Source organism: Sphingobium sp., assembly GCF_033795625.1.
Classification (GTDB): Bacteria; Pseudomonadota; Alphaproteobacteria; order Sphingomonadales; family Sphingomonadaceae; genus Sphingobium.
In genome coordinates this window covers 54,699-74,224 of the sequence record NZ_JARYGI010000008.1, presented here as the reverse complement: position 1 = coordinate 74,224, position 19,526 = coordinate 54,699, and the positions used below count along the sequence as shown (strand labels likewise).

At 63.8% G+C, this 19,526-nt stretch carries 22 protein-coding genes; all 22 read right to left on the bottom strand.

Going from position 1 to position 19,526, the window contains the following annotated elements; genetic code table 11:
• Nucleotides 1-2 precede the first annotated feature (2 nt).
• Entirely contained in the window at nt 3-695 is a 693-nt protein-coding gene (queC, locus tag QHC67_RS06030) for a 7-cyano-7-deazaguanine synthase QueC (RefSeq protein ID WP_319292388.1), read from the bottom strand.
• Nucleotides 696-752: 57 nt separating this feature from the next.
• Nucleotides 753-1,241 carry a hypothetical protein gene (locus QHC67_RS06025; RefSeq protein ID WP_319292386.1) on the bottom strand — a complete coding sequence of 163 codons (489 nt, stop codon included), beginning with the start codon at nt 1,239-1,241 and terminating at the stop codon, nt 753-755.
• Between the two features lie 57 nt (nt 1,242-1,298).
• Nucleotides 1,299-2,225, bottom strand: a complete 927-nt coding sequence (locus QHC67_RS06020; protein ID WP_319292384.1) for an Hsp33 family molecular chaperone HslO — start codon at nt 2,223-2,225, stop codon at nt 1,299-1,301.
• A gap of 69 nt (nt 2,226-2,294) precedes the next feature.
• The gene (gene argF / locus QHC67_RS06015) at nt 2,295-3,221 is read right to left on the bottom strand and encodes an ornithine carbamoyltransferase (RefSeq protein WP_319292382.1); all 927 of its coding nucleotides are present in this window, start codon (nt 3,219-3,221) and stop codon (nt 2,295-2,297) included.
• Nucleotides 3,222-3,366: 145 nt separating this feature from the next.
• Complete coding sequence (locus QHC67_RS06010; RefSeq protein WP_319292380.1) at nt 3,367-4,563, bottom strand: aspartate aminotransferase family protein; 1,197 nt, start codon at nt 4,561-4,563, stop codon at nt 3,367-3,369.
• Nucleotides 4,564-4,767: 204 nt separating this feature from the next.
• Nucleotides 4,768-5,184, bottom strand: a complete 417-nt coding sequence (fliS, locus tag QHC67_RS06005) for a flagellar protein FliS (RefSeq protein ID WP_319292378.1) — start codon at nt 5,182-5,184, stop codon at nt 4,768-4,770.
• 44 nt (nt 5,185-5,228) lie between these two features.
• Nucleotides 5,229-6,626 carry a flagellar filament capping protein FliD gene (gene fliD, locus QHC67_RS06000; RefSeq protein ID WP_319292376.1) on the bottom strand — a complete coding sequence of 466 codons (1,398 nt, stop codon included), beginning with the start codon at nt 6,624-6,626 and terminating at the stop codon, nt 5,229-5,231.
• Nucleotides 6,627-6,711: 85 nt separating this feature from the next.
• Nucleotides 6,712-7,182: a hypothetical protein gene (locus QHC67_RS05995; protein ID WP_319292374.1), complete on the bottom strand. Its 471-nt coding sequence runs from the start codon at nt 7,180-7,182 to the stop codon at nt 6,712-6,714.
• 61 nt (nt 7,183-7,243) lie between these two features.
• Nucleotides 7,244-8,398 carry a flagellar type III secretion system protein FlhB gene (locus QHC67_RS05990; protein ID WP_319292372.1) on the bottom strand — a complete coding sequence of 385 codons (1,155 nt, stop codon included), beginning with the start codon at nt 8,396-8,398 and terminating at the stop codon, nt 7,244-7,246.
• Between the two features lie 4 nt (nt 8,399-8,402).
• Nucleotides 8,403-9,185: a flagellar biosynthetic protein FliR gene (fliR, locus tag QHC67_RS05985; RefSeq protein ID WP_319292370.1), complete on the bottom strand. Its 783-nt coding sequence runs from the start codon at nt 9,183-9,185 to the stop codon at nt 8,403-8,405.
• The gene (gene fliQ / locus QHC67_RS05980) at nt 9,182-9,454 is read right to left on the bottom strand and encodes a flagellar biosynthesis protein FliQ (RefSeq protein ID WP_319292368.1); all 273 of its coding nucleotides are present in this window, start codon (nt 9,452-9,454) and stop codon (nt 9,182-9,184) included. Before fliQ ends, fliR begins: the two co-directional genes overlap by 4 nt.
• A gap of 6 nt (nt 9,455-9,460) precedes the next feature.
• On the bottom strand, nt 9,461-10,237 hold the full coding sequence (fliP, locus tag QHC67_RS05975) for a flagellar type III secretion system pore protein FliP (protein WP_413818502.1): 777 nt from the start codon (nt 10,235-10,237) through the stop codon (nt 9,461-9,463).
• Nucleotides 10,238-10,412: 175 nt separating this feature from the next.
• Nucleotides 10,413-10,718 (bottom strand): flagellar biosynthetic protein FliO, encoded by a 306-nt coding sequence (locus QHC67_RS05970; protein WP_319292366.1) that lies wholly within the window; start codon nt 10,716-10,718, stop codon nt 10,413-10,415.
• Between the two features lie 37 nt (nt 10,719-10,755).
• A complete protein-coding gene (gene fliN / locus QHC67_RS05965) occupies nt 10,756-11,094 on the bottom strand; it encodes a flagellar motor switch protein FliN (protein ID WP_319292364.1) in 339 nt (112 codons plus the stop codon).
• Nucleotides 11,095-11,104: 10 nt separating this feature from the next.
• Entirely contained in the window at nt 11,105-11,974 is an 870-nt protein-coding gene (locus tag QHC67_RS05960) for a flagellar motor switch protein FliM (RefSeq protein WP_319292363.1), read from the bottom strand.
• Between the two features lie 53 nt (nt 11,975-12,027).
• Entirely contained in the window at nt 12,028-12,690 is a 663-nt protein-coding gene (gene fliL / locus QHC67_RS05955) for a flagellar basal body-associated protein FliL (protein ID WP_319292361.1), read from the bottom strand.
• Nucleotides 12,691-12,756: 66 nt separating this feature from the next.
• Nucleotides 12,757-14,400 (bottom strand): flagellar hook-length control protein FliK, encoded by a 1,644-nt coding sequence (locus QHC67_RS05950; protein WP_319292359.1) that lies wholly within the window; start codon nt 14,398-14,400, stop codon nt 12,757-12,759.
• Nucleotides 14,397-14,819, bottom strand: a complete 423-nt coding sequence (locus QHC67_RS05945; protein ID WP_319292357.1) for a hypothetical protein — start codon at nt 14,817-14,819, stop codon at nt 14,397-14,399. The genes QHC67_RS05950 and QHC67_RS05945 overlap by 4 nt, the downstream gene beginning before the upstream one ends.
• The gene (locus QHC67_RS05940; RefSeq protein ID WP_319292355.1) at nt 14,816-16,147 is read right to left on the bottom strand and encodes a FliI/YscN family ATPase; all 1,332 of its coding nucleotides are present in this window, start codon (nt 16,145-16,147) and stop codon (nt 14,816-14,818) included. Before QHC67_RS05940 ends, QHC67_RS05945 begins: the two co-directional genes overlap by 4 nt.
• Nucleotides 16,144-16,800 carry a FliH/SctL family protein gene (locus QHC67_RS05935; protein WP_319292353.1) on the bottom strand — a complete coding sequence of 219 codons (657 nt, stop codon included), beginning with the start codon at nt 16,798-16,800 and terminating at the stop codon, nt 16,144-16,146. The genes QHC67_RS05940 and QHC67_RS05935 overlap by 4 nt, the downstream gene beginning before the upstream one ends.
• Nucleotides 16,793-17,806, bottom strand: coding sequence for a flagellar motor switch protein FliG (gene fliG / locus QHC67_RS05930; RefSeq protein ID WP_319292351.1), 1,014 nt, complete (start codon nt 17,804-17,806; stop codon nt 16,793-16,795). Before fliG ends, QHC67_RS05935 begins: the two co-directional genes overlap by 8 nt.
• Nucleotides 17,799-19,526, bottom strand: a complete 1,728-nt coding sequence (gene fliF, locus QHC67_RS05925) for a flagellar basal-body MS-ring/collar protein FliF (RefSeq protein ID WP_319292349.1) — start codon at nt 19,524-19,526, stop codon at nt 17,799-17,801. The genes fliG and fliF overlap by 8 nt, the downstream gene beginning before the upstream one ends.

Genomic DNA, 19,526 nt, shown 5'->3' with positions numbered 1-19,526 from the left:
GTTCAGGGCTTTACCGCGTAGCGCGTGGGATCGGGCAACCCGGCTTCCTCGAAGCCCTTGGACCGCAACCGGCAGCTATCGCACATCCCGCAGTGCAGGCCATCGGGCGTCGGATCGTAGCAGGACCAGCTCATGCCCGCATCCAGCCCCAGCCGGTCCGCCTCCCGCACGATGTCGGCCTTGCTCATATGCTGAAGCGGCGCGTTGATCCGCAATGGCCTGCCTTCGACGCCCGCCTTGGTCGCGAGCGCGGCCATTTTCTGGAACGCGTCGATGAATTCAGGGCGGCAGTCGGGATAGCCGGAATAATCGAGTGCGTTCACCCCGATATAGATGTCGGTGGCCCCCGTAACCTCGGCAAAGCCCAGGGTCAGCGACAGGAAGATCGTGTTCCGCGCAGGCACATAGGTAACGGGTATCTCGCTGCCAACACCATGCTTTGGCACGGCAATATCGGCAGTGAGCGCCGAGCCGCCGAAAGCCGTGAGGTCCAGCGGCAAGGTGATATGCGACATCACGTTCAGCGCCTTTGCGACGCGCGCGGCAGCCTGGAGTTCGACGCGATGCCGCTGATTATAGTCGATCGTCAGCGCAAACAGGCGATGGCCAGCCTCGCGCGCGAGGCCACCTGCGACCATCGAATCGAGACCGCCAGACAGCAATATGACGGCGAAACTGTTGGAAGGACTTGCCATTGCGGTGCGCTACTCTCGCGCGGCACTGCGCGCAAGGCCATGAATTATGCGCCTTCCCTACTGGCAGGCGCGGACCCGCCGCCCCTCGATCGCCATGGAGAAGGGCGCGCCACGTTCGATCCCCTGGGACTGGAGCTGAATGAGCCGGGGCGTTTCTATGCGGATATCGGTGCGTTCGTTACCCGCCGCTGCACAGTCGTTGGTGACAGAGACCTGACGCTCGGCATCCGTGACCACGAAGCGGGAGCATTGGATATGATGATGCCTCAGTTGCAGGAGCTGGCGTTTGTCGCCCAGGCAGATTTTCCGGACGACGCCGCCGGTATCACGATCCGTCAGCGACCATTCGCCGGGCTCCAGAGCAGCGAGTTCCCTTGGCACCTGCGATGATACCGGACCACGCGCGCCGCCCAAAGCGACGAAAAGGCACACGCCCGCGATTCCAACGCGCAATACCGACCGAACCATCACCGTCTGTTCCCCATGCGCGCCGATCAGGATAGCCTCGGCGCGTTCCGCAACCCCTTGCGGTTTTTCCCTTGGCATAGAATTGCGGCGACAAAATAACCGCGGCTTCACGATCCTGCCGCAATCGTAACGTTTCTAGTTGTCGAAGCTCACCAGCGCGATCGGGAAGACCCGCGAGCAGAAGGCGCAATCGACCTTGATCTGCCCCGTCTCGTCCGCCATCTGCGCGCGCTCGTCGGCAGGGAAACGAGAGATCACGTCGCGGATATGATCGAAATTGCAGCGGCATCCCTTGGCGATGCTCGCCGGATCGGTGACGCGCACTTCGTCTTCCTCATGGAACAAGCGCCAGATGATATCCGACAGCGGCAGCGTGTCGTCCGTAAGTTCTTCATCCTTCAGCGTCGCAGCCAGCGCCTGCACATGCTCCCATTCCGGATGGTCGTGGCGGACATGCAGGCGTTCGCGGCCGACTTCGCCTTCGGGCATGTGCTGCAACAGCACGCCTGCGGCCAAGCACCGGCCATCGGCATCATGACGGGTACCGATCTGCACGAAGCTCGGGATCTGCTCCGACTGCGAGAAGTAATGTTCCGCCGCCTTGCCGAGCGATTCGCCTTCCAGCGGTACGATCCCCTGATAGCGGGCCGCGCCGCCGTCGTCGGCAGGCGCCGCTTGATCGAAGGTGATGGCGAGATAGCCCTTGCCGAAGAGACCGAACAACGTGGGGTCAGTACCAAGTTCAACCAGCCGTTCGGCATCGAACTGCACATAACCGCGCACTGCGCCGCCCTTGTAGTCGGCGACCAGCAGGTCGACGACGCCATTCTCCGTCTGAGCCTGCAACGTCAATTGCCCGTCCACATGCTTGAGGGTCGATCCGAGCAGCGCCGCCATCACCAGCGCCTGCGCCAGCAGCCGCTCGATCGGCGGCGGATAGGCGTGGGCGGCCAGCACTTCGTTCAGCACAGGCCCCAGCCGCACCAGCCGGCCGCGGACGTGGCGCGAGGGGATGTTGAAGCCGATGGCCTGATCGAGGTCGATGGAGACGGGAGAGGTCAAGACGCGATTCCTTCATCCCCTCGCCGCAACAAGACCGGCGGCAAGGGGAAGCGAGGATATAGGAACGCCCTACAGCTTTCCAAGCGCCCAGAGCAGGACCGACTTCTGCGCGTGCAGCCGGTTCTCCGCCTCGTCCCAGATCAGCGACTGCGGTCCGTCGATCACGTCCTCGGTCACTTCCTCGCCGCGATGAGCGGGCAGGCAATGCAGGAACTTCGCACCCGGCTTGGCCTGCGCCATCAGCGCGGCATCGACCTGATAGGGCATCATCGCGGCCAGCTTCTCCTGCGCATGCTCCTGCCCCATCGAGATCCAGGTGTCGGTGACGATCACGTCCGCCCCCTGCGCGACTTGCGCGGCATCGCGGGACAAGGTGATCTTCGCGCCCCGCGCTGTCGCTTCCTCGGCGAAGCGCGGATCGGGTTCATAGCCCTGCGGCACGCCGATGCGGACGTTGAACTTCATCAGCCCTGCCGCCTCGATGATCGAGTGCAGGACGTTGTTGCCATCGCCCAGCCACGCCCATTCGCTGCCCGGCAGCGCGAGGCCGTGCTCGATCACCGTCAGCAGGTCCGCCATGATCTGGCAGGGATGCGACAGATCCGTGAGGCCGTTGATGACGGGCACGGTGGCATGCCGGGCCATTTCCTCGATCTTGGCATGATCGTCGGTGCGGATCATGATGGCGTCGCACATGCGGGAGAGGACGCGTGCGGTATCCGCAACATTCTCGCCGCGCCCCAACTGCATCGAGCCGCCGTCCATGACGATGCTGGTGCCGCCAAGCTGGCGGATCGCCATGTCGAAGGAGACGCGTGTGCGAGTCGAGTTCTTCTCGAAGATCATCGCCAGCGTGTGGCCTGCGAGCGGCGCATCCGCATCCACCTTGCCCTTGGGCCAGCCGACGCGCGCGGCCTTGCGGTCGATGGCGTCGTTGATCATCGCGGCAACGGCATCGCCGCCTGCATCGGACAGGTTCAGGAAGTGTCTGGTCATCGGAAGTAGTCCTCCTCATCACCGTTCGTCCTGAATAGCCACTGAGCAAAGCCGAAATGGCGTATCGAAGGATCTTGCACGGATACTTCGATACGGTCTTCGACTGCGCGCAGCCTTTACTCAGCACGAACGGTGGCTAGATATTTCAAGCCGCTACCGGCACCTCGAAGCTCCGTGCGCCTGCGGACAGGCGCTCGACGCATTCGCTGATGTGGCTTTCGTCGATCACCAGCGGCGGCAGGATGCGGACCACGTTCTGTCCCGCAGAGACCGTCAGCAGCCCATGATTGTCGCGCAGATGGGCGACGAAGCTGCGGGCTTCGGCCGTGTCTTTCAGCTTCAGGCCGAGCATCAGCCCCACCCCGCGCACGCTGTCGAACAGCGCGTCGTGATTGGGGATCATCTGCTCCAGAGCCGAGCGCAGGCGATTGCCCATCGTCTGGACATGCTCCAGGAAACCGGGTTCCAGCACCACGTCCATCACCGCGCTGCCCGCCGCCATGGCGAGTGGATTGCCGCCATAGGTGGAGCCATGTGTGCCGGGCACCATACCCTTCGCCGCTTCCTCGGTCGCAAGGCATGCGCCCAGCGGGAAGCCGCCGCCAATACCCTTCGCCACCGCCATGATGTCCGGCGTCAGACCATATTGCTCATGCGCGAAGAAGGTGCCGGTACGGCCATAGCCGCATTGCACTTCATCGAGGATCAGCAATAGGCCATGCTCGTCGCACAACGCACGCAGGCCGGAGAGGAACTCCGGCGTAGCCGCAGTAACGCCGCCCTCGCCCTGGATCGGCTCCAGCAGGAAACCGGCGGTGTTATCATCGATCTGCGCCTTTGCGGCTTCCAGATCGTTGAACGGCACCACGGTAAAGCCGGGCAACAAAGGCTCGAACCCGTCACGCATCTTGGGCTGGCTGGTGGCGCTGATCGTGCCCAAAGTCCGCCCGTGAAACGCATTGTCGAAGCTGATGATCTTGTGCCGGTGCGCATTGCCATTGGCATAATGATAGCGGCGCGCGGTCTTGATCGCGCACTCCACCGCTTCCGCACCCGAGTTGGTGAAGAACACCGTGTCGGCGAAGGTCGTGTCCACCAGCCGGTGCGCGAATGCTTCACCCTGCGGGCTGCCATAAAGGTTCGACACATGCATCAGCGTCGCGGCCTGATCGGCGATCGCCTTGGTCAGCACCGGATGCGCATGGCCCAGCAGGTTCACCGCGATACCGCTTGCAAAGTCCAGATACCGCTCACCGCGCTCGCCAATCAGATAGCAGCCTTCCCCTCGGACCGGCCGTACATCGCACCGGGGGTATACGGGCATGAGCGGCGTAATCGACATGAGCGTCCCTTTCAGTCTACGATGCGGGGGAGTGGAAGATCGGCAGAAGCGCCTGAAAGCAAAAAGGCGGCCCCCGCCGGGCCGCCCTGTTGCGAAAACAGCCTATACAGTTACCCAAAGCAGAGCGTCAACACCGGGCGCATATATCTGAAAGACGGCAAGCCACAGCCCGTGAGCAAATCCGCGTCTCGGAGTACGCCTGACTTAGCCGATCTGTTCCCATGCGCCCGCGATCTCCGCGATGATGGCGCGTGCCTGCTCGACGGGTTCGACCTTATGCTCGCGGACGCCTTCGATCATTAGACGGCGCGACGCGCGATACACCTGTGCCAGCGACACCGCGACATCCCCGCCGCGCTCAAAATCCAGGCTCGATTCCAGCGCATGCAGGATCGACACGGCGCGGGCCTGCTTGTCGGCCGCCTTGACGCTGTCCTCCTGCTTTTCCGCGACGATCGCCGCGTCCATTGCATAGAGCAGTTCGTCGAACAGGATCTTCACCAGGCTGTGCGGCGTAGCGCCTTCGATGCGGCTGCCTGCGTGAACGGCGGCATAGGCCCGGCTGGCGCTGTTCGCCCGCGCCGTTGCGCCGATGCCTGCATATCCCTGGCTGTAGAACATGATCTTGGTCCTTTTGTCTTGATAGTGTCGGAGGGCAGTCGAACTTAGCTGTTGCTGTTCGTCCAGACCTTCACCTGCTGTTCGATGTAGCTTTGCGTGGCCTTCAGTGCGGCCAGCCTGTTATCCATGGCGGAGAAGACGGCGGCAGTCCGCGCCTCATAATTTTCCATGTCCTTGTTCAGCTTATCCAGTTGCTCCGTATAAGCCTTCTTCAGCGCGTCATATTTCGCGGTGGAGCTTTTGAGGGCGCCGGTGTCGCCGAGAAGATCGTCGCTGACTTTCTTCACCGCACCGGCAAGGCCGGGATTGGCGGCGCTGGCAACAGTCGGGTTCAGCATCTGCGTCACGGCCTGCGGGTCGGCGGCGATGGCGGCGTCGAGCTGCGCGGTGTCGAGCTTGAGCGTACCGTCGCGGTTGGTGCCTACGCCAAGGTCGCTGAGCGTGCGATAGGGGCCAGAGGACGCGAGCGGCGTCGATGTCAGCCGCGAAAGCTGCTTCACCATCTCCCGCACGCCCGAATCGCCGATCAGCGCGCCGGAGTTGGCCGGATCGGTCGCCGCTGCGGTGGCGCTGTTGAGGGCCGTGCGCAGCGTGTTGTAAGCGGAGACAAACTCCTTCACCAGATCGCGCATCGTGGTCGTCGGCTCGGTGCTGGCGAGCGTCACCTTGGTGCCTGGCGCCGCCTTGTTGAGGTCGATGCGGACATAGGGAATGGCGGTGTCGACGGTGTTCGTCTTGTTCCGCATTTCGATGCCATCGATCAGGATGACGCTGTCGGCAGCGGCAGTCTTCTGGACGAGGGCGCCCACTGCGCCGCTGGTGGCGAAGCGCTGCAGATCGGCGTCGGCGGTGTCCGACGTGATCGTAAAGCCGCTCGCCTCACCCGTCGCACCCTTGAGCACGAGGCGCGCGCCGCGATTGTCGGTGACGACCGAAGCAGTGACGCCCGAGGCCTGCGCATCGAACGCCGCGGCGAGCCCTTCCAGCGTGTTGTTCGCGGACGTCACTTCGATGGTGTAATCCTGGCCACCCGTGGTGAGCTTGAGCTTGCCGAGGCCGACGGTCGAGGTCTTGTCAGTCAGCATCGCCGATTCCATCGTCTGGCCCGATGCAAGCTGCTGCACTTCAATCTGTGCGGGCAGGCCGGTCGGAACGCCGCCCTGAAGCAGGCTGACATTGACTATCGTCGGATCGTTGGAGGCAGGCTGCCCCGAAAAGCCGGTGCCGGCGAGCAGGTCGGTCAGCCCCTTGGAAAAGCTGGTCAGCGAACTTGTGGCCGAAGCGAGGCCGGAAATGCGGGCATTGTTGAGATTGATCTTGCTGCTGAGCGCCTTTTCCTTGGGCTCACGCACTGCCGCCGTCAGGTCGGCCACGATCTGGGAGGAATTGACTCCCGATCCGACCCCTAGGGAATTGGCGATGCTGTTGCTGATCGAACTCATGGACATGCGATCCTTTCATGGAGAAAGAACGGCGAACGGCGCGCGATGTTTAGTAGATTTTTGGTAGGCCCCACGCGGGCGGAGATCAGGCGACTTGCGACAGGATCTGGTCCACGGTGCCGGGCTTCACATGCGCTTGCGCGGCATGGGCGAGTGCCGCATCCGCCATCAGCCGTTGCGCGACGCGGGCAGCCTGCTCGACCATAGCCTTACTGGCTGGCGGCATGGGCACGATGACGAATGGCATCGGCGTCATGGCGGTGATGGCGCCGTCGATGTCGACGATCGTCTGCGATCCACTGCCGGAAGCGCGGATCGAGGACAATATGCTGGCGACTTCGGCATGGATGCGCGCATATTCGGCTGCGCTGGCGAGTTGCCCTTCGCTTTCGGCGGCGATGTTCGCGCCGTCTTCGATGTTTTCTATTCGGATGGGCTGCCTGTCCGCTTCCGCCCCGGCGTTATCGGCGGCGCGCACGGACGTGACCGGCAAGATCGGGCGCGGTGCGACCCGGTCGACTGGCGATATCTCGTTGCGCGGCAGATAGTCGTTCATAACGCATCATCCTAATGCGTCCCCATGAAGATAGTACGGATGAACGAGGCTAAGCTTTAATTTACCCTGCGGCGCCGCCGGAAAGCTTGCCCTCGGCATCGAAGCGCAGGGCATCGGGCACGTTGATGAATGGCCGGTCCATCTCACTCGCCATGCGGTTCTCCACCCGGAAGACGAAGGCGAGGACGGTCGCCACCGCCATGTACAGCGCCTCGTCCACCACCTGCCCGGCCCGCGAGGTGAAGTAGATCGCGCGGGCCAGTTCGGGATATTGCAGCACCGGCACCTTGTTCGCGTCAGCCAGTTCGCGGATCGAGGCCGCGATAGCGTCGCGGCCACGCGCAACCACCACCGGCGCGGCATCCTTGCCCGGATGATAACGCAGCGCCACGGCAAAGTGCGTCGGGTTGGTGATGATCACATTGGCTTCGGCCACGGCCTTGCGCGCCGATCCGCTCATCATCTCGAACTGCTTCTGGCGGATGTGGCCCTTCAGTTCGGGCGAGCCTTCGCTTTCCTTATGCTCGTCCTTCACTTCCTGCTTGGTCATGGCGAGCCGCTTGCCGCGCTGGAATATCTGCGCGGGCACGTCGATCCCGGCGACCACGAACAGCGCGCCCGCCATCGCAATGCAGGCGAAGATGAAAATGCGGCCGAGTTCCATCAGCGCTGGCTCCAGCCCCGCCGTGCCCATGCCGACAATGGCCTCCATCCGGTCCCAGATCAGCCAGAAGCCGACCGCGCCCATGAGCGCCACCTTGGCGATGGATTTCAGCAGTTCCGTCAAACCCTGCGGCCCGAAGATGCGCTTGAGGCCGCTCATCGGATTGAGCTTGGATGCCTTGGGCGCGAAGGCTTCCGCCCGGAAGCCCAGAGACCCGAGGATGGCAGGCGCGGCGATGGCCGCTACGACCGTCGCCAGCAGGATCGCGGCCACGGGGAAGGCAATACTCTGCAACAGGGCATAGCCGCGCTCGGCGGGCGAAAAATCCATGACATCGGCCCGGTCGAAGCGCAGGCCCCGGCGCAGCATGTCGCCCATGGCCGCAAACAGCATCGGACCAGTGACCGCCATGCAGCCGACACCCGCCATCACCACCATCGCCGTGCCAAGTTCGCGCGACTGGAGGATGTCGCCCTTCTTGACCGCGTCGGCGAGTTTCTTCGGGGTTGGTTTCTCGGTCTTTTCGCCGCCGCCGGTGGGGTTCTGCGACATGGCCCTAGCGTCTCGTCGCTATGGCTTCGGCCTGTTCAAGGCCTGCGCGCAGGGATGCCGAAATCCCCTGCCCCATGATCGGCGCGGCCATCGCCATCAAGATGAGGCCGAACAGCAATGTGACGGGCAGGCCGACCGAGAACAGGTTCAGCGAAGGCGCGGACCGCGCCAACATTCCCATCACCAACTGCACCAGTACCAGCGCGAAGCCCACTGGCAGCGCGACGGTCAGCCCCGCCCCCAGCAATGTGCCGCCGAACATGACGAGGTTATACGCCGCATCCCCCGACAGCATCGGACCACCCGGAGGCAGCGCCTGATAGCTTTGCACGACGTAGCTGATGAGCATCAGATGCCCGTCCATCGACAGCAGGATGAAGGTAGCGAGGATGGAGAGATATTGCCCGATCGCCTGCGTCGACTGCCCCGACTGCGGATCGACCATCGCGGCGAAGCCTAGCCCCATGGTGTTGCCGATCGTCTCGCCCGCGACGAACGCCGCCGCATAGCCGATCTGCAGAGCGAACCCCATGGCGAGGCCAGCCAGCACTTCACCGACGACCATCGACATTCCGCCGAAACTCGCAATGCCGCCCGGAGGCAGCGTGATCGTCACCGTATTAAGCGCGGCGATGCCGAGCGCGAGGCTCAGGATCAGGCGCAATTGAACCGGCACCGAATTGGCGCCGAAGATGGGCGCGGCCAGAAACGCCGCACCGGGCCGGATCATCGCGATCAGCCACAGCCATAGCTGCGCCTCGACGCCGACGAAGCCCGGCGCAATCACCGCAGCACGTCCGGGATGCGCTCGAAAATCTCGCGCGTGAAGTCCGCGATCAGCAGCAGGATCGAACCGCCGAACAGCGCCAGCGTCGCCATGACGATGATGAGCTTGGGCACGAAGCTGACCGTCTGCTCGTTGATCGAGGTCGCCGCCTGGATCATGCCGATGATGACGCCGCCGATCAGCGCAGGCAGCAAAATGGGACCAGCGGCCAAAGCCGTGATCCAGAGCGCCTGCTGCGCCAGCCCCATGAAGAAATCCGCGTTATCCATGGCACGTCACGTCGCGAAGGACCCCGCCAGCGACCCCATCGTCAGCGCCCAGCCGTCCACCAGCACGAACAGCAGCAGCTTGAAGGGCATGGAGATGATTGTCGGCGACAGCATCATCATGCCGAGCGCCATCAATGTCGAGGCGACCACGAGGTCGATGATGAGGAACGGCAGGAAGATCATGAAGCCGATCTGGAACGCCGTCTTCAACTCGCTGGTGACGAAGGCCGGGAGCAGGATCGTGAACGGCACATCCGCCACCGTGCGATACTGCGGCGCTTCGGCGAGGCCGGAGAAGAGCTTCAGGTCGCTCTCGCGCGTCTGCTTAGCCATGAAATTGTGCAGCACCTTGCCGCCGCGGCCCACCGCCTCCTCGATGGAAATCTGGCCGCTGCCATAGGGGCTGTAGGCCTGCGCGTTGATCTGGTCGATGGCGGGGCGCATCACGAACAGCGAGAGGAAGAGCGCGAGGCCGACCAGCACCTGGTTGGGCGGCGTCTGCTGCAGGCCCAGAGCCTGCCGCAGCAGCGACAGCACGATGATGATGCGCGTGAAGCTGGTCATCATCAGCACCAGCGACGGCAGCACCGTCAGCAGGCTCATGAGGATCAGGATTTGCAGCGACAGCGAGAGAGGGCGGCCATCGCCCGACACTTGGCTCATCGCGCGGGAGAGAGCGCCGGATGCGGCGGCAGGGCCTGCGGGTGCGGCTGGGGCGCTTTGAGCGAAAGCAGGGTCGATGAGGAGGAAGGTTAAAAGTAGCGACAGCAGGAGAAGCACCACCCCTCGCGACAGGGCTCCCGTTCCAGTTCCGTTCGGGCTGAGCCTGTCGAAGCCATCCACTGAACGAAGTGAAGTGTGCTTCGCCTGCGGCTCAGCTTGCCCCCCTTCGACTGCCCGCCTGCGGCAGGCGCTCAGGACAGGCTTCGACAAGCTCAGGGCGAATGGGTAGAGGTTCTTAACGAACACGCCCAACACTCCCGGCCGCGCCCGCACCCGATAGACTCGCAGGCACGGCCTTGCCCTCAGCCAGCTTCTCGATCCGCCCGCGCGTGATTGCGATCAGCAACCGCTGTCCGTCGAACTCGACAATGGCGAGCTTGCCGAAGGTGCCCATCGGCAAGGCTTCCACGATCTTCAAGGCGCGTTCGCCCGATCCGCCGATCATGCCCGGCTGATATTTCTTCCAGAGCCACAATGCGCCGAACGCCATGCCGCCGACGAGCGGCACCATGATCAGCAGCCTGACGATATAATCAAACATCTATTCCCGCGCCCCCGATCAACCGACCGATCAGCGGTCAGCCGCGTCGTTCGACGCCGGCCATCCGCGTTTCGGTGTTGGCGACTTCGACGATCCGGATGCCATAACGCCCATTGACCGTCACCACTTCGCCCTTGGCGATCAGCGCACCATTAACCATAATGTCAAGCAATTCATCGGCCTGACGGTCCAGTTCGACGATGCTGCCTTCGGCAAGGTCCATGACTTCGGCCAGTTTCAGTGAAGTGGAGCCCACCTCCACCGACAGGCGCACGGGAATGTCGGCCAGCAGCCGGAACTGACGGTTATCGGCATAGCGCGCGCCAAAGGCCGCGACGGCGTTATCGATCCGGGGGGCTTCGCTCATGTCACTCATCTGTTGGTCCTCAATTCATCTTTTCGATCATGAACGCCGCACGCCCGTCCTGCTCGCCTATGGAGCCCTGGGCAATGATGCGGTCGCCCACGATCAAGGGCAGGTTGCGGTTGATATGCACGGGAATGACGTCGCCGGGCTGAAGCTGCACCAGCTCCGTCAGCGACAGGCTCGGGCGCGCCAGCACGGTGCGGGCGGGCAAGCGGATGTTCGCCATCTGGCGCTCCATGCGGGACTGCCATATGGCGTCGGTGACGACATGATCGTCATGCACCTTCGATCCCGTGAGCGCGTCCACGGCGCGCAGGGCGGCCAGCGGAAACACGATGTCGATCGGCCATTCCTCGTTGCGGATCAGGCAGATGGTGAAGCGCTGCACGACCATCTGCTCCGTCGCGGGAAAGGCGCAAGCGAAACCCACGCCGACTTCGCGCGTGGCAAGAGCGATATCGAGCGGCAGCACATCCTGCCAGCATGCCGCCAGTTGTTCGGTGATCGCCTGAGAGAGGCGCGCGATCAGGCGATCTTCGGTGGGGGTGAACTCCGCGCGGGCAGGCATCGTGCGATTGCTGACGCCGCCATAAAAGCAGTCCACTAGCGTCGATATCATGCCGGCGTCCAGGCGCATCAGCATGTTGCCCTTCAACGGCAGCGCGCGGTAGATGCTCATGCTGGAGGAGCGGGGCACGTCCTGCGCCCAGTTGCTGAAGTCCGTGACCGCGACCGGCTGCACCTCGACGTCAGGGCGTGATCCGACAAGGGGCTCCAGCACGCCGCGCAATCGCCGACCGAGCTTTTCGCCCAGCCGGTCGAGGCCCGACAGCATCACGGGCGCCTGGGCATCGCCCTTGCCGAATGCGAAAGATTGAACGTCGTCCATTATGCGTCAGTCCCCTGGCCGACACCAAGGGAACTGACCCGGTATCGACAGCCCTATTGAATAACGAAATTGGTAAAATAAACGTTATCAATGCCGCCATAGCCGGTTTTCTGTTTCAGCACATCGTTGATAATGCTCTTTAATTTCTTCTGAAGCATTTCCTTACCCTGCGGCGTTTCCAGCGCCATCTGGTCCTGCTGCGCCAGCATGAGGAGCACTGCCGAACGGATCGCCATCTCATGAGTCGTCATCGCCTGGATGACCCGCGCATCGTAATAGGTACTGACTGCAAGGCCGATCTGGGCGAAGCTGTCGCTGTCCGCCATGTTGGACGTGAAGGGTGCCTGTACCTGGAAATAGGTCGCCTGATATTTCGAAGGATCGGCAGGCGTCGGCAAGTCTATGCCCTTGTCCGCCACTGACCCATGGCCCTTGCCGGGCGCCGAATGTCCTGCCGAAGCGGCGACGCTGTCCTCGCCGCCATGCTCGCCCTCAGGCGCGGCATGAGCTGCGGCGATGTCTTCGGGGTTTTCGCCCTTCAGCACCAGCACCGGCTTGTTGGGATCGATCTTGGGGCCAGTTTCCTCATGCGAGAAGAAACCCGCGGCGTAGAGCCCTCCGGCCGTGCCGCCAGCGCCCAGCAACGCGACCACGCCGAGCAGGATGAACAACTTTCCCTTGCCCTTCGCCTTTTTCGGCTTGGCGTCGTCACTCATTGGTCAGTCCCCTTGTTCGTCGCAATCATGTGCATTTCTGGTCCCTGTCCGCCTGCGCGTGGGCGATCAGGCGTAGCGCGCGCGGCGGCTGGAGTCGGGCATATCGCCGCTCCCCGCATCGCGTGGCTCCGCCTGACTAGATACGGCGGGGTCGGCAGAAACTTTACGGTTACCGCCGTGATTGCCATTTTGCTGTGACTGCCCCTGCGAAAGAGCGGCATTGCCGGGATTCTGCCCGGATTGGCCTTGCGAAGAGGTCTGCGTCTGAGACTGTGGCTGCCCTCCGGTGCCCTGGCCTGTGGCGGTGTCGGACGGGGAAGGCTCATGCACGTGCGGGACCCGTTCCACGGTCACGTCGCCGATCTTCACCGCGGCAAGCTGCGCATCGGCCTTCAGGATGTTGCGGTCCTGCATCAGCATCGTTTCGGCTGCTTTCGTTTCGACCGTCAGCGTGACGTTGGAGCCTTGCTCTCCGGGCCGGATATCGACGCGCATGGGGCCAAGATGCTCGGGCGACAGGCGGAAGCTGCCATGCCCCTCACCCTTGCTGAGCGCCGCGATCTCGCGGGCGAGCCCGTCGATCCATTGCCCGCCAGAGCCCATGTCGATGACCTGCTGGCCGAGCGAGGCGGAGAGATCGGCGGCGGGCGTGCCGAGCAAAACGTGAGTTTGCGTAGCAGTCGCTGCAGGTTGCACCTGTGGCGCGGCGGCGGACAGATTGTCAGGCGCAACATCCGCAGCCTTCGCCCTTTCGGGCAGAGGCGCTGCCATGGATATCTGCGCGCGAGTATCCGGCACCTTCGCGTCGGGGATGACTGCCGAAGCCGATTGCTTCAGTCGAGACATGGCGTCGGAGAGTGCCATGCTCTCCTGCTTCTGGCGGCGAACTGCCCCGATGTGGAAAGCCTCTACTTCCGGCGAAGGGCTAGCGGCTGTATCGCCCGTCATGTTCGGCTGGCGTGGGCGCTCGGTTACGAAGGCAATTGCCGCTTCGATCTGACGGGCCATGGGCGGCGTTTCACCGGGACCCGTAGCCGCCATGTTGGACACTGAATTTGCGGATGGGCGTGGCACCATGACTGGACGGGATGCGGAGATTGGGGGCGCGCCCTTCATCTCACGGGTCGCGCTTTGCCCGATAGCGTCAGCTTTCGCCGGCATCACATCCGCAATGCCCTGTGTCGCGAGAATAGGCGCGCTTTCCATAGGTTGAGGGGCTGGTGAAGAGGCAACTTCACTCTCCACATCATCCAACGCTTTTCGCTTGGGGGGCGAGGCCGCGGCCACACTATCTTCCTCCGGTGCAGCGTCAGGCTTGGCTGCGACACTTGCCGCCTCTGCTATTTTTGCCGGCTTAACGGCCACGATACGCGGCACAACCTTCACGGGTGACGCGGCAGCAGGCACTTGCGGCGAAGGCATTTCGGCGGATGCCTCAGCTTCGGGCACATTTTCGGCTTTCGGAACCGTCTTTTCCAGCAGTTCGGCCAGCGTCACACCGTCTGCCGGGCTCGGGTTGCGCGTCGTGTCGGCGCGCGACACCGCTACGGATTTACCCTCAACTTCGCCCGCCATTTGCGATAGCAAAGCAGCGAACGGAAGCACCGCGTCACCCGCTATCGCCGCAGTTTCCCCCGGCTTCGCGATAGCGGCGGACGAGGCCAGCAATTGCATCACGCCGCTGTTGAGCTTCCCCATGATCGGGTTCATCCTTCCGCCCTCTGAACCTTGCGATAGCGGGGCAGCGCGGCGAGGCGCGCCTCCAGCCGTTCCGCCATCAATGCGCGGGCCTGATCCTTCAGGCGCACGGCAATTTCCTTCTCACGCGTCGCTTCAACGCGCTTGCCTTGCTTTTCCTCGACCTTGCGATTGGCGTCGTAGAGCGCGCCATCCAGTTGCCGCCCTGCCCGCTCCAGCCGCTCCGCAAGTTCGCGATAGGCGGCGAAGGACGCACCGCTGGATTGCGGATCAGCCTCGAACAATTGCTCGCGTACACGCGTGACGCGTTCGGCATTGCGGGCGATGCTGTTGGCTTCGTCCTGCGCGCGAACGGTCTCCGCCACGGCCAGCGCGTGTTGGACATGGCGGGCGCGCAATACGCGATGGCGGCGGGCAAGCAGGCCCTTCATGCGCCGAACTCTGCGACCAGCGCGGCGGCGCTGCTATCCAGGTCGATGCGGCTCTTCACGTCCTGCCGCAGGAAATCGAGCACTTCCTGCCGCCGGGCGACGGCCTCGTCGATGATCGGATCGTTGCCGGGGCGATAGGCACCCATGAGGATAAGGTCGCGATTTTCCTCATAAGCCGCCCACAACCTCCGATAGGCAGCCGCCGCCGCCAGATGTTCGTCATCCACCACATCGGCCATGACGCGCGAGAGCGACTTGCCGATGTCGATGGCCGGGAAGATCGCCTGTTCGGAGAGGTGCCGCGACAGCACGAAATGTCCGTCCACGATGGCGCGCGCGGCGTCCACGATGGGATCGTCGGTGTCGTCGCCATCGGCCAGCACGGTATAGAGTGCCGTGATCGAGCCGCCCGTGCGAACGTCCACCCCGGCCCGCTCGACCAGCTTCGGGATCAGCGCGAGGGCCGAAGGCGGATAGCCCTTCATCGCGGGCGGTTCGCCCAGCGCCAGCCCGATCTCGCGCTGCGCATGGGCACAGCGCGTCAGGCTGTCGATCAGGAGCAGCACTTTCTTGCCGCGCGCCCGGAAATATTCGGCGATCGCCGTCGCCCGCGCCGCCGCTCGCAGGCGCAGCACCGGAGGATGATCGGCGGGAACGGCGACGACGACGCTTTTGCGCATCATGCCGCCGGAGAGTTTGGTTTCTAGGAAGTCGGCGACTTCGCGGCCACGCTCGCCGATCAGGCCTGCGACAACGATGTCGGCTTCCGCGCCTGCGATCATCTGCCCCATCAGCACGGATTTACCGACGCCGGAGCCTGCGATGATGGCGATCCGCTGCCCGCGCCCGGCCGTCAGCAGCGCGTTGACGGCACGCACGCCCAGGTCGAATGGCTCGGTGACGCGGCCACGGTCCAGCACGTTGCCGCGCACGCCGTTCAGCGGCCAGATGCCGCCTGCGATGATCGGCCCCTTGCGGTCGAGCGGCTGACCCATCGCGTCGATCACGCGCCCGATCAGCCCTTCGCCGACCTGAACCATGTTCGCCGCGCTGTCAGGTTCCACCCGTGCGCCGTTTTCCAGCGGCGCATCGCTTTCCAGCGGCACCAGCAATGTCTTGTTCCCGCGAAACCCCACCACTTCGGCCCGCGCCGTGGTGCCATCACTCGCCGTCAGCCGCGCGCCTGCGCCAATGGGGCGGCGGAAGCCTGTGACTTCCAGCATGCCCGCATCATGGCTCACCAGCCGCCCCACATGGCGCGGCGCCTTGTTCTGCACCTGCAGATGTTCGAACAGCGTTTCCGCCTGACGCAATGCAGCCTGAATCACAATTTGCCTTCCATATCGTCCAGCATGGCTTTCAGCCGCGAGAGGCGCACGTCCGGGCCATCCTCGATCCAGCCATCCGCCGTATCCAGCCGCACCGATCCGCGCCGCAATCCTGTGTCGGCCACCAGCGGCACACCGATGTCGGAGCCTTCGATCAGCGCGAGGTCTTCGGGATGCACATGCAACGCCTGCCGCGTGTCGCTCTCCTCGATGAAGCCCGCGACTGTCTGACACCGCTCTAGCAACAGTGCCGTATCGACCTCCACTTCACCGACAATCTGCCCTACCAGCCGGATCACGGCGGCGGAGAGGATGGTCGAAAGCGTCCCGCTCGATGCAGGAGCAAGCTGCTCCAGTGCATCGGCAAGGCGCTGGCAGGCGTCCTGATCGATGGTAATGGCTTCCTGCGTGACGCGGCAGCCTTCCTCATAGCCCATTGTGAAGGCTTCGATGCGGGCCTGCTCCAGCGGGTCTTCCTGCGGCTCGCGATCCGATGCCCGGCGTGCGGGGTGAATGCCACGAGGCTGGGCGTCCTGCCGGTCGCTGTAGTAGGCGCGAAAGCCTCCGCGGGGTTGCGCAATGACGCCGCCAATGTCGCCGATCCCCACTGAAACCGCGTCGGAGCCGATTTCGCCTCGCCAGAAACTAGACAAAATCGTTCCCCTTGCCGGTCAGCATGATGGTGCCCGCGTCCGCCATCCGGCGCGCCGTGGCGATGATCAGCTTCTGCGCCTCGATCACATCGGCCAGGCGCATCGGGCCGCGTTCCGCCAGTTCGTCCGCGATGGACGAGGCCGCGCGTGCCGACATGCAGCCGAAGATACGGCCGCGCAGCATGTCGTTCGCGCCCTTCAGCGCCACGACCAGCACGTCGTTGTCGATGGTCCGCATCAGCGCGCCCAGGTTCTTGTCGTCCATGTCGATCAGGTTGTCGAAGACGAACATCTCCTCCTCGATCGACTGCGCGACCATCTTGTCGCGCTTGGCGAGCGCCTTGATGATGCGTACTTCGTTGTCCTTGCGGACGTTGTTCATGATCGCCGCCGCTTCGAGCGTGCCGCCACGCTGCGAGCTGTTGCCCGGCTTGTTCGAAGGCGATCCGCGCATCAGCAACTGCTCCAGATCGTCCAGCGCTTCGATGCTGACGGGGCCGAGAGTCGCCACGCGATAAATGACTTCCTCCTGGAATTCGGCGGGCAGCAACTGAAGGACGTCTGCGGCGACGCTGTGCTCCAGATGGGCGAGCACGATGGCCATGATCTGCGGATGCTCCGCTTCGATCAATGCGGCGATTTCCTTCGCCTCCAGCCATTTCAGCATGGCAAGCTTGGTCGAGCGCGTCGGCGGGGTGATCCGCGCAAGCATGTTGTCGGCACGCTCCGGCCCCAGAGCCTTGGTCATTGCGCCGCGGATATGCTGGCTCGCACCATAGCCGACGGTGGTGCGCTTCTTCGCCTTGTTGACGAAATGGTCGAGTGCCTCGTTCACTTCGTCGATCTCGACATCCGCGACGTCATACATGGCGTAGCCAAGCTGGCGCACTTCTTCGGGTTCGAGGCGCGAGAGGATCTGCGCGGCTTCGTCTTCGTCGAACAGCATCAGCAATACGGCTGCCGCTGCGCTCCCTTTCAGGCGCGTTTCAGTGAGGGCGTCAGGCATTTTCCTTCTTCCCTTCCTTCAGCAGGTCACGGACGACCAGCGCGGCGCGATCCGGGTCCTGCTTGACGAAATTCTTGATGAGGCTGGCGCGCTGGGCGTAGTCCGGCGTGGATGAGATCATGTCGAGCGTGATCGGACGGGCCGGATCGACTTGTGCGGTGCGCGTCAGTTCGCTGGCGATTTCCTTGCCGAGCTTCTGGCCAGCCACGGCGTTCTGGGCGACGGCCTCTTCCTTCGCAGCGGCGCGGCGCTTCATCAGCGGACGGCCGATGCCCAGGATCAGGACCAGCACCACGGCCAGCGCGGAAAGATTGCGCGTGAGCATCGAGACCCAGCTTGCGTCGTACCAGGGCGCTTCCTCGACGGTTTCCTTGACGAAGCCGCGTGAGGACAGTGCCACGGTGTCGCCGCGTGTCTGATCGAAGCCGACTGCGCCCTTCACCAGTGCTTCAAGGGCGGCGATTTCTTCCTTGGAACGCGGCTTGCCCTTGGCGTCGGTGTCCAGCGCAACGGCGACGGAGACGCGCTTCACGGTGCCTACAGCGTCGCGGGTCACGGAGACTTCGCGGCCAAGCTCAAAGCTGCGGTTGAAGGTCTCGGCGGTCTTCATGGCCGGATCGGCTGGCGTTCCGGGCGTTGTGGCCGCAGTGCCAGCCGCAGCCGGGCCGACAGTCGGCGTCGGCGTCGCGGTGGCAGGCGGCAGCGCCTGATCGGACAGGGCGCCGGGGATACCGGTCGCTTCGCCGGTCTTGCCATCCTTGTCTGCCTGCCAGCTTCCCTGTTCGGTGCGGAGGCGTGCTTCATCCTGCGGATAGGTTTCGCGGGTCGCCTGACGCTCTGAGAAATTGACGTCGGCATGGACTTCGGCGGAGAATTTGTCCGCTCCGAGGATCGGCGTCAGCAGGGCGACGACTGCCTGGCGATAGCGTTCCTCGATCTTCGTCTGGACTTCGATCTGCTTGTCGGAGGAACCGTCGCCGCCATTGTCGGACATCAGGCGGCCATTCTGGTCCACGACGGAAATGTCGTCGGGTGAAAGCTGCGGCACGGACGAGGCGACCAGATGCACGATGGCCTGCACCTGCCCGTCACTCAGGCGACGACCATTGGCGAGGCGCAGCATCACCGATGCAGCGGGTTTCACGCGGTCACGCAGGAAGATGCTGGGCGGTTCGACCGCGAGATGCACGCGCGCGCTCTGCACGGAGTCAATCGCTTCGATCGTGCGCGCCAGATCCATTTCGCGGGCAGAGCGTAACTTCTCGCCTTCGACAGCGCGGCTTGCGCCCATGGGCAGGCCGTCGATCATGCTGTTGCCATCGGGCGCGCTCTTCGGCAACCCTTCGGACGCAAGCATCATCTTCGCCTTGAAGTAGTCGTCTTCGCCGACTGTCAGCGCGCCGCTGCTGTCGAAGTCATAGGAGATGGCGTTCTTGTCGAGCACTTCGCTGATCGCCGCCTTGTCGCTGTCGGGGAGGCCCCGGAACAGGTCGCGCTGCGGCGGCTCGCGCAATGCAAGCCATGCGGCCCCTGCGATCGCCATCACCAGCAACAGCCCGAGCATCGGCAGACTGCGTTGTATCGCCGCCTGTCCCATGAAGCCGGAGAAGCGGGCACGGACTGCGTCCAGCCCGCCACCTGCAATACCCCCGCCGGACAAAGCCGGGAGGCCGGAAGACGCGCCTGATGCGCGTTCGAGTGTGAGGTTTGCGTCGCTCAT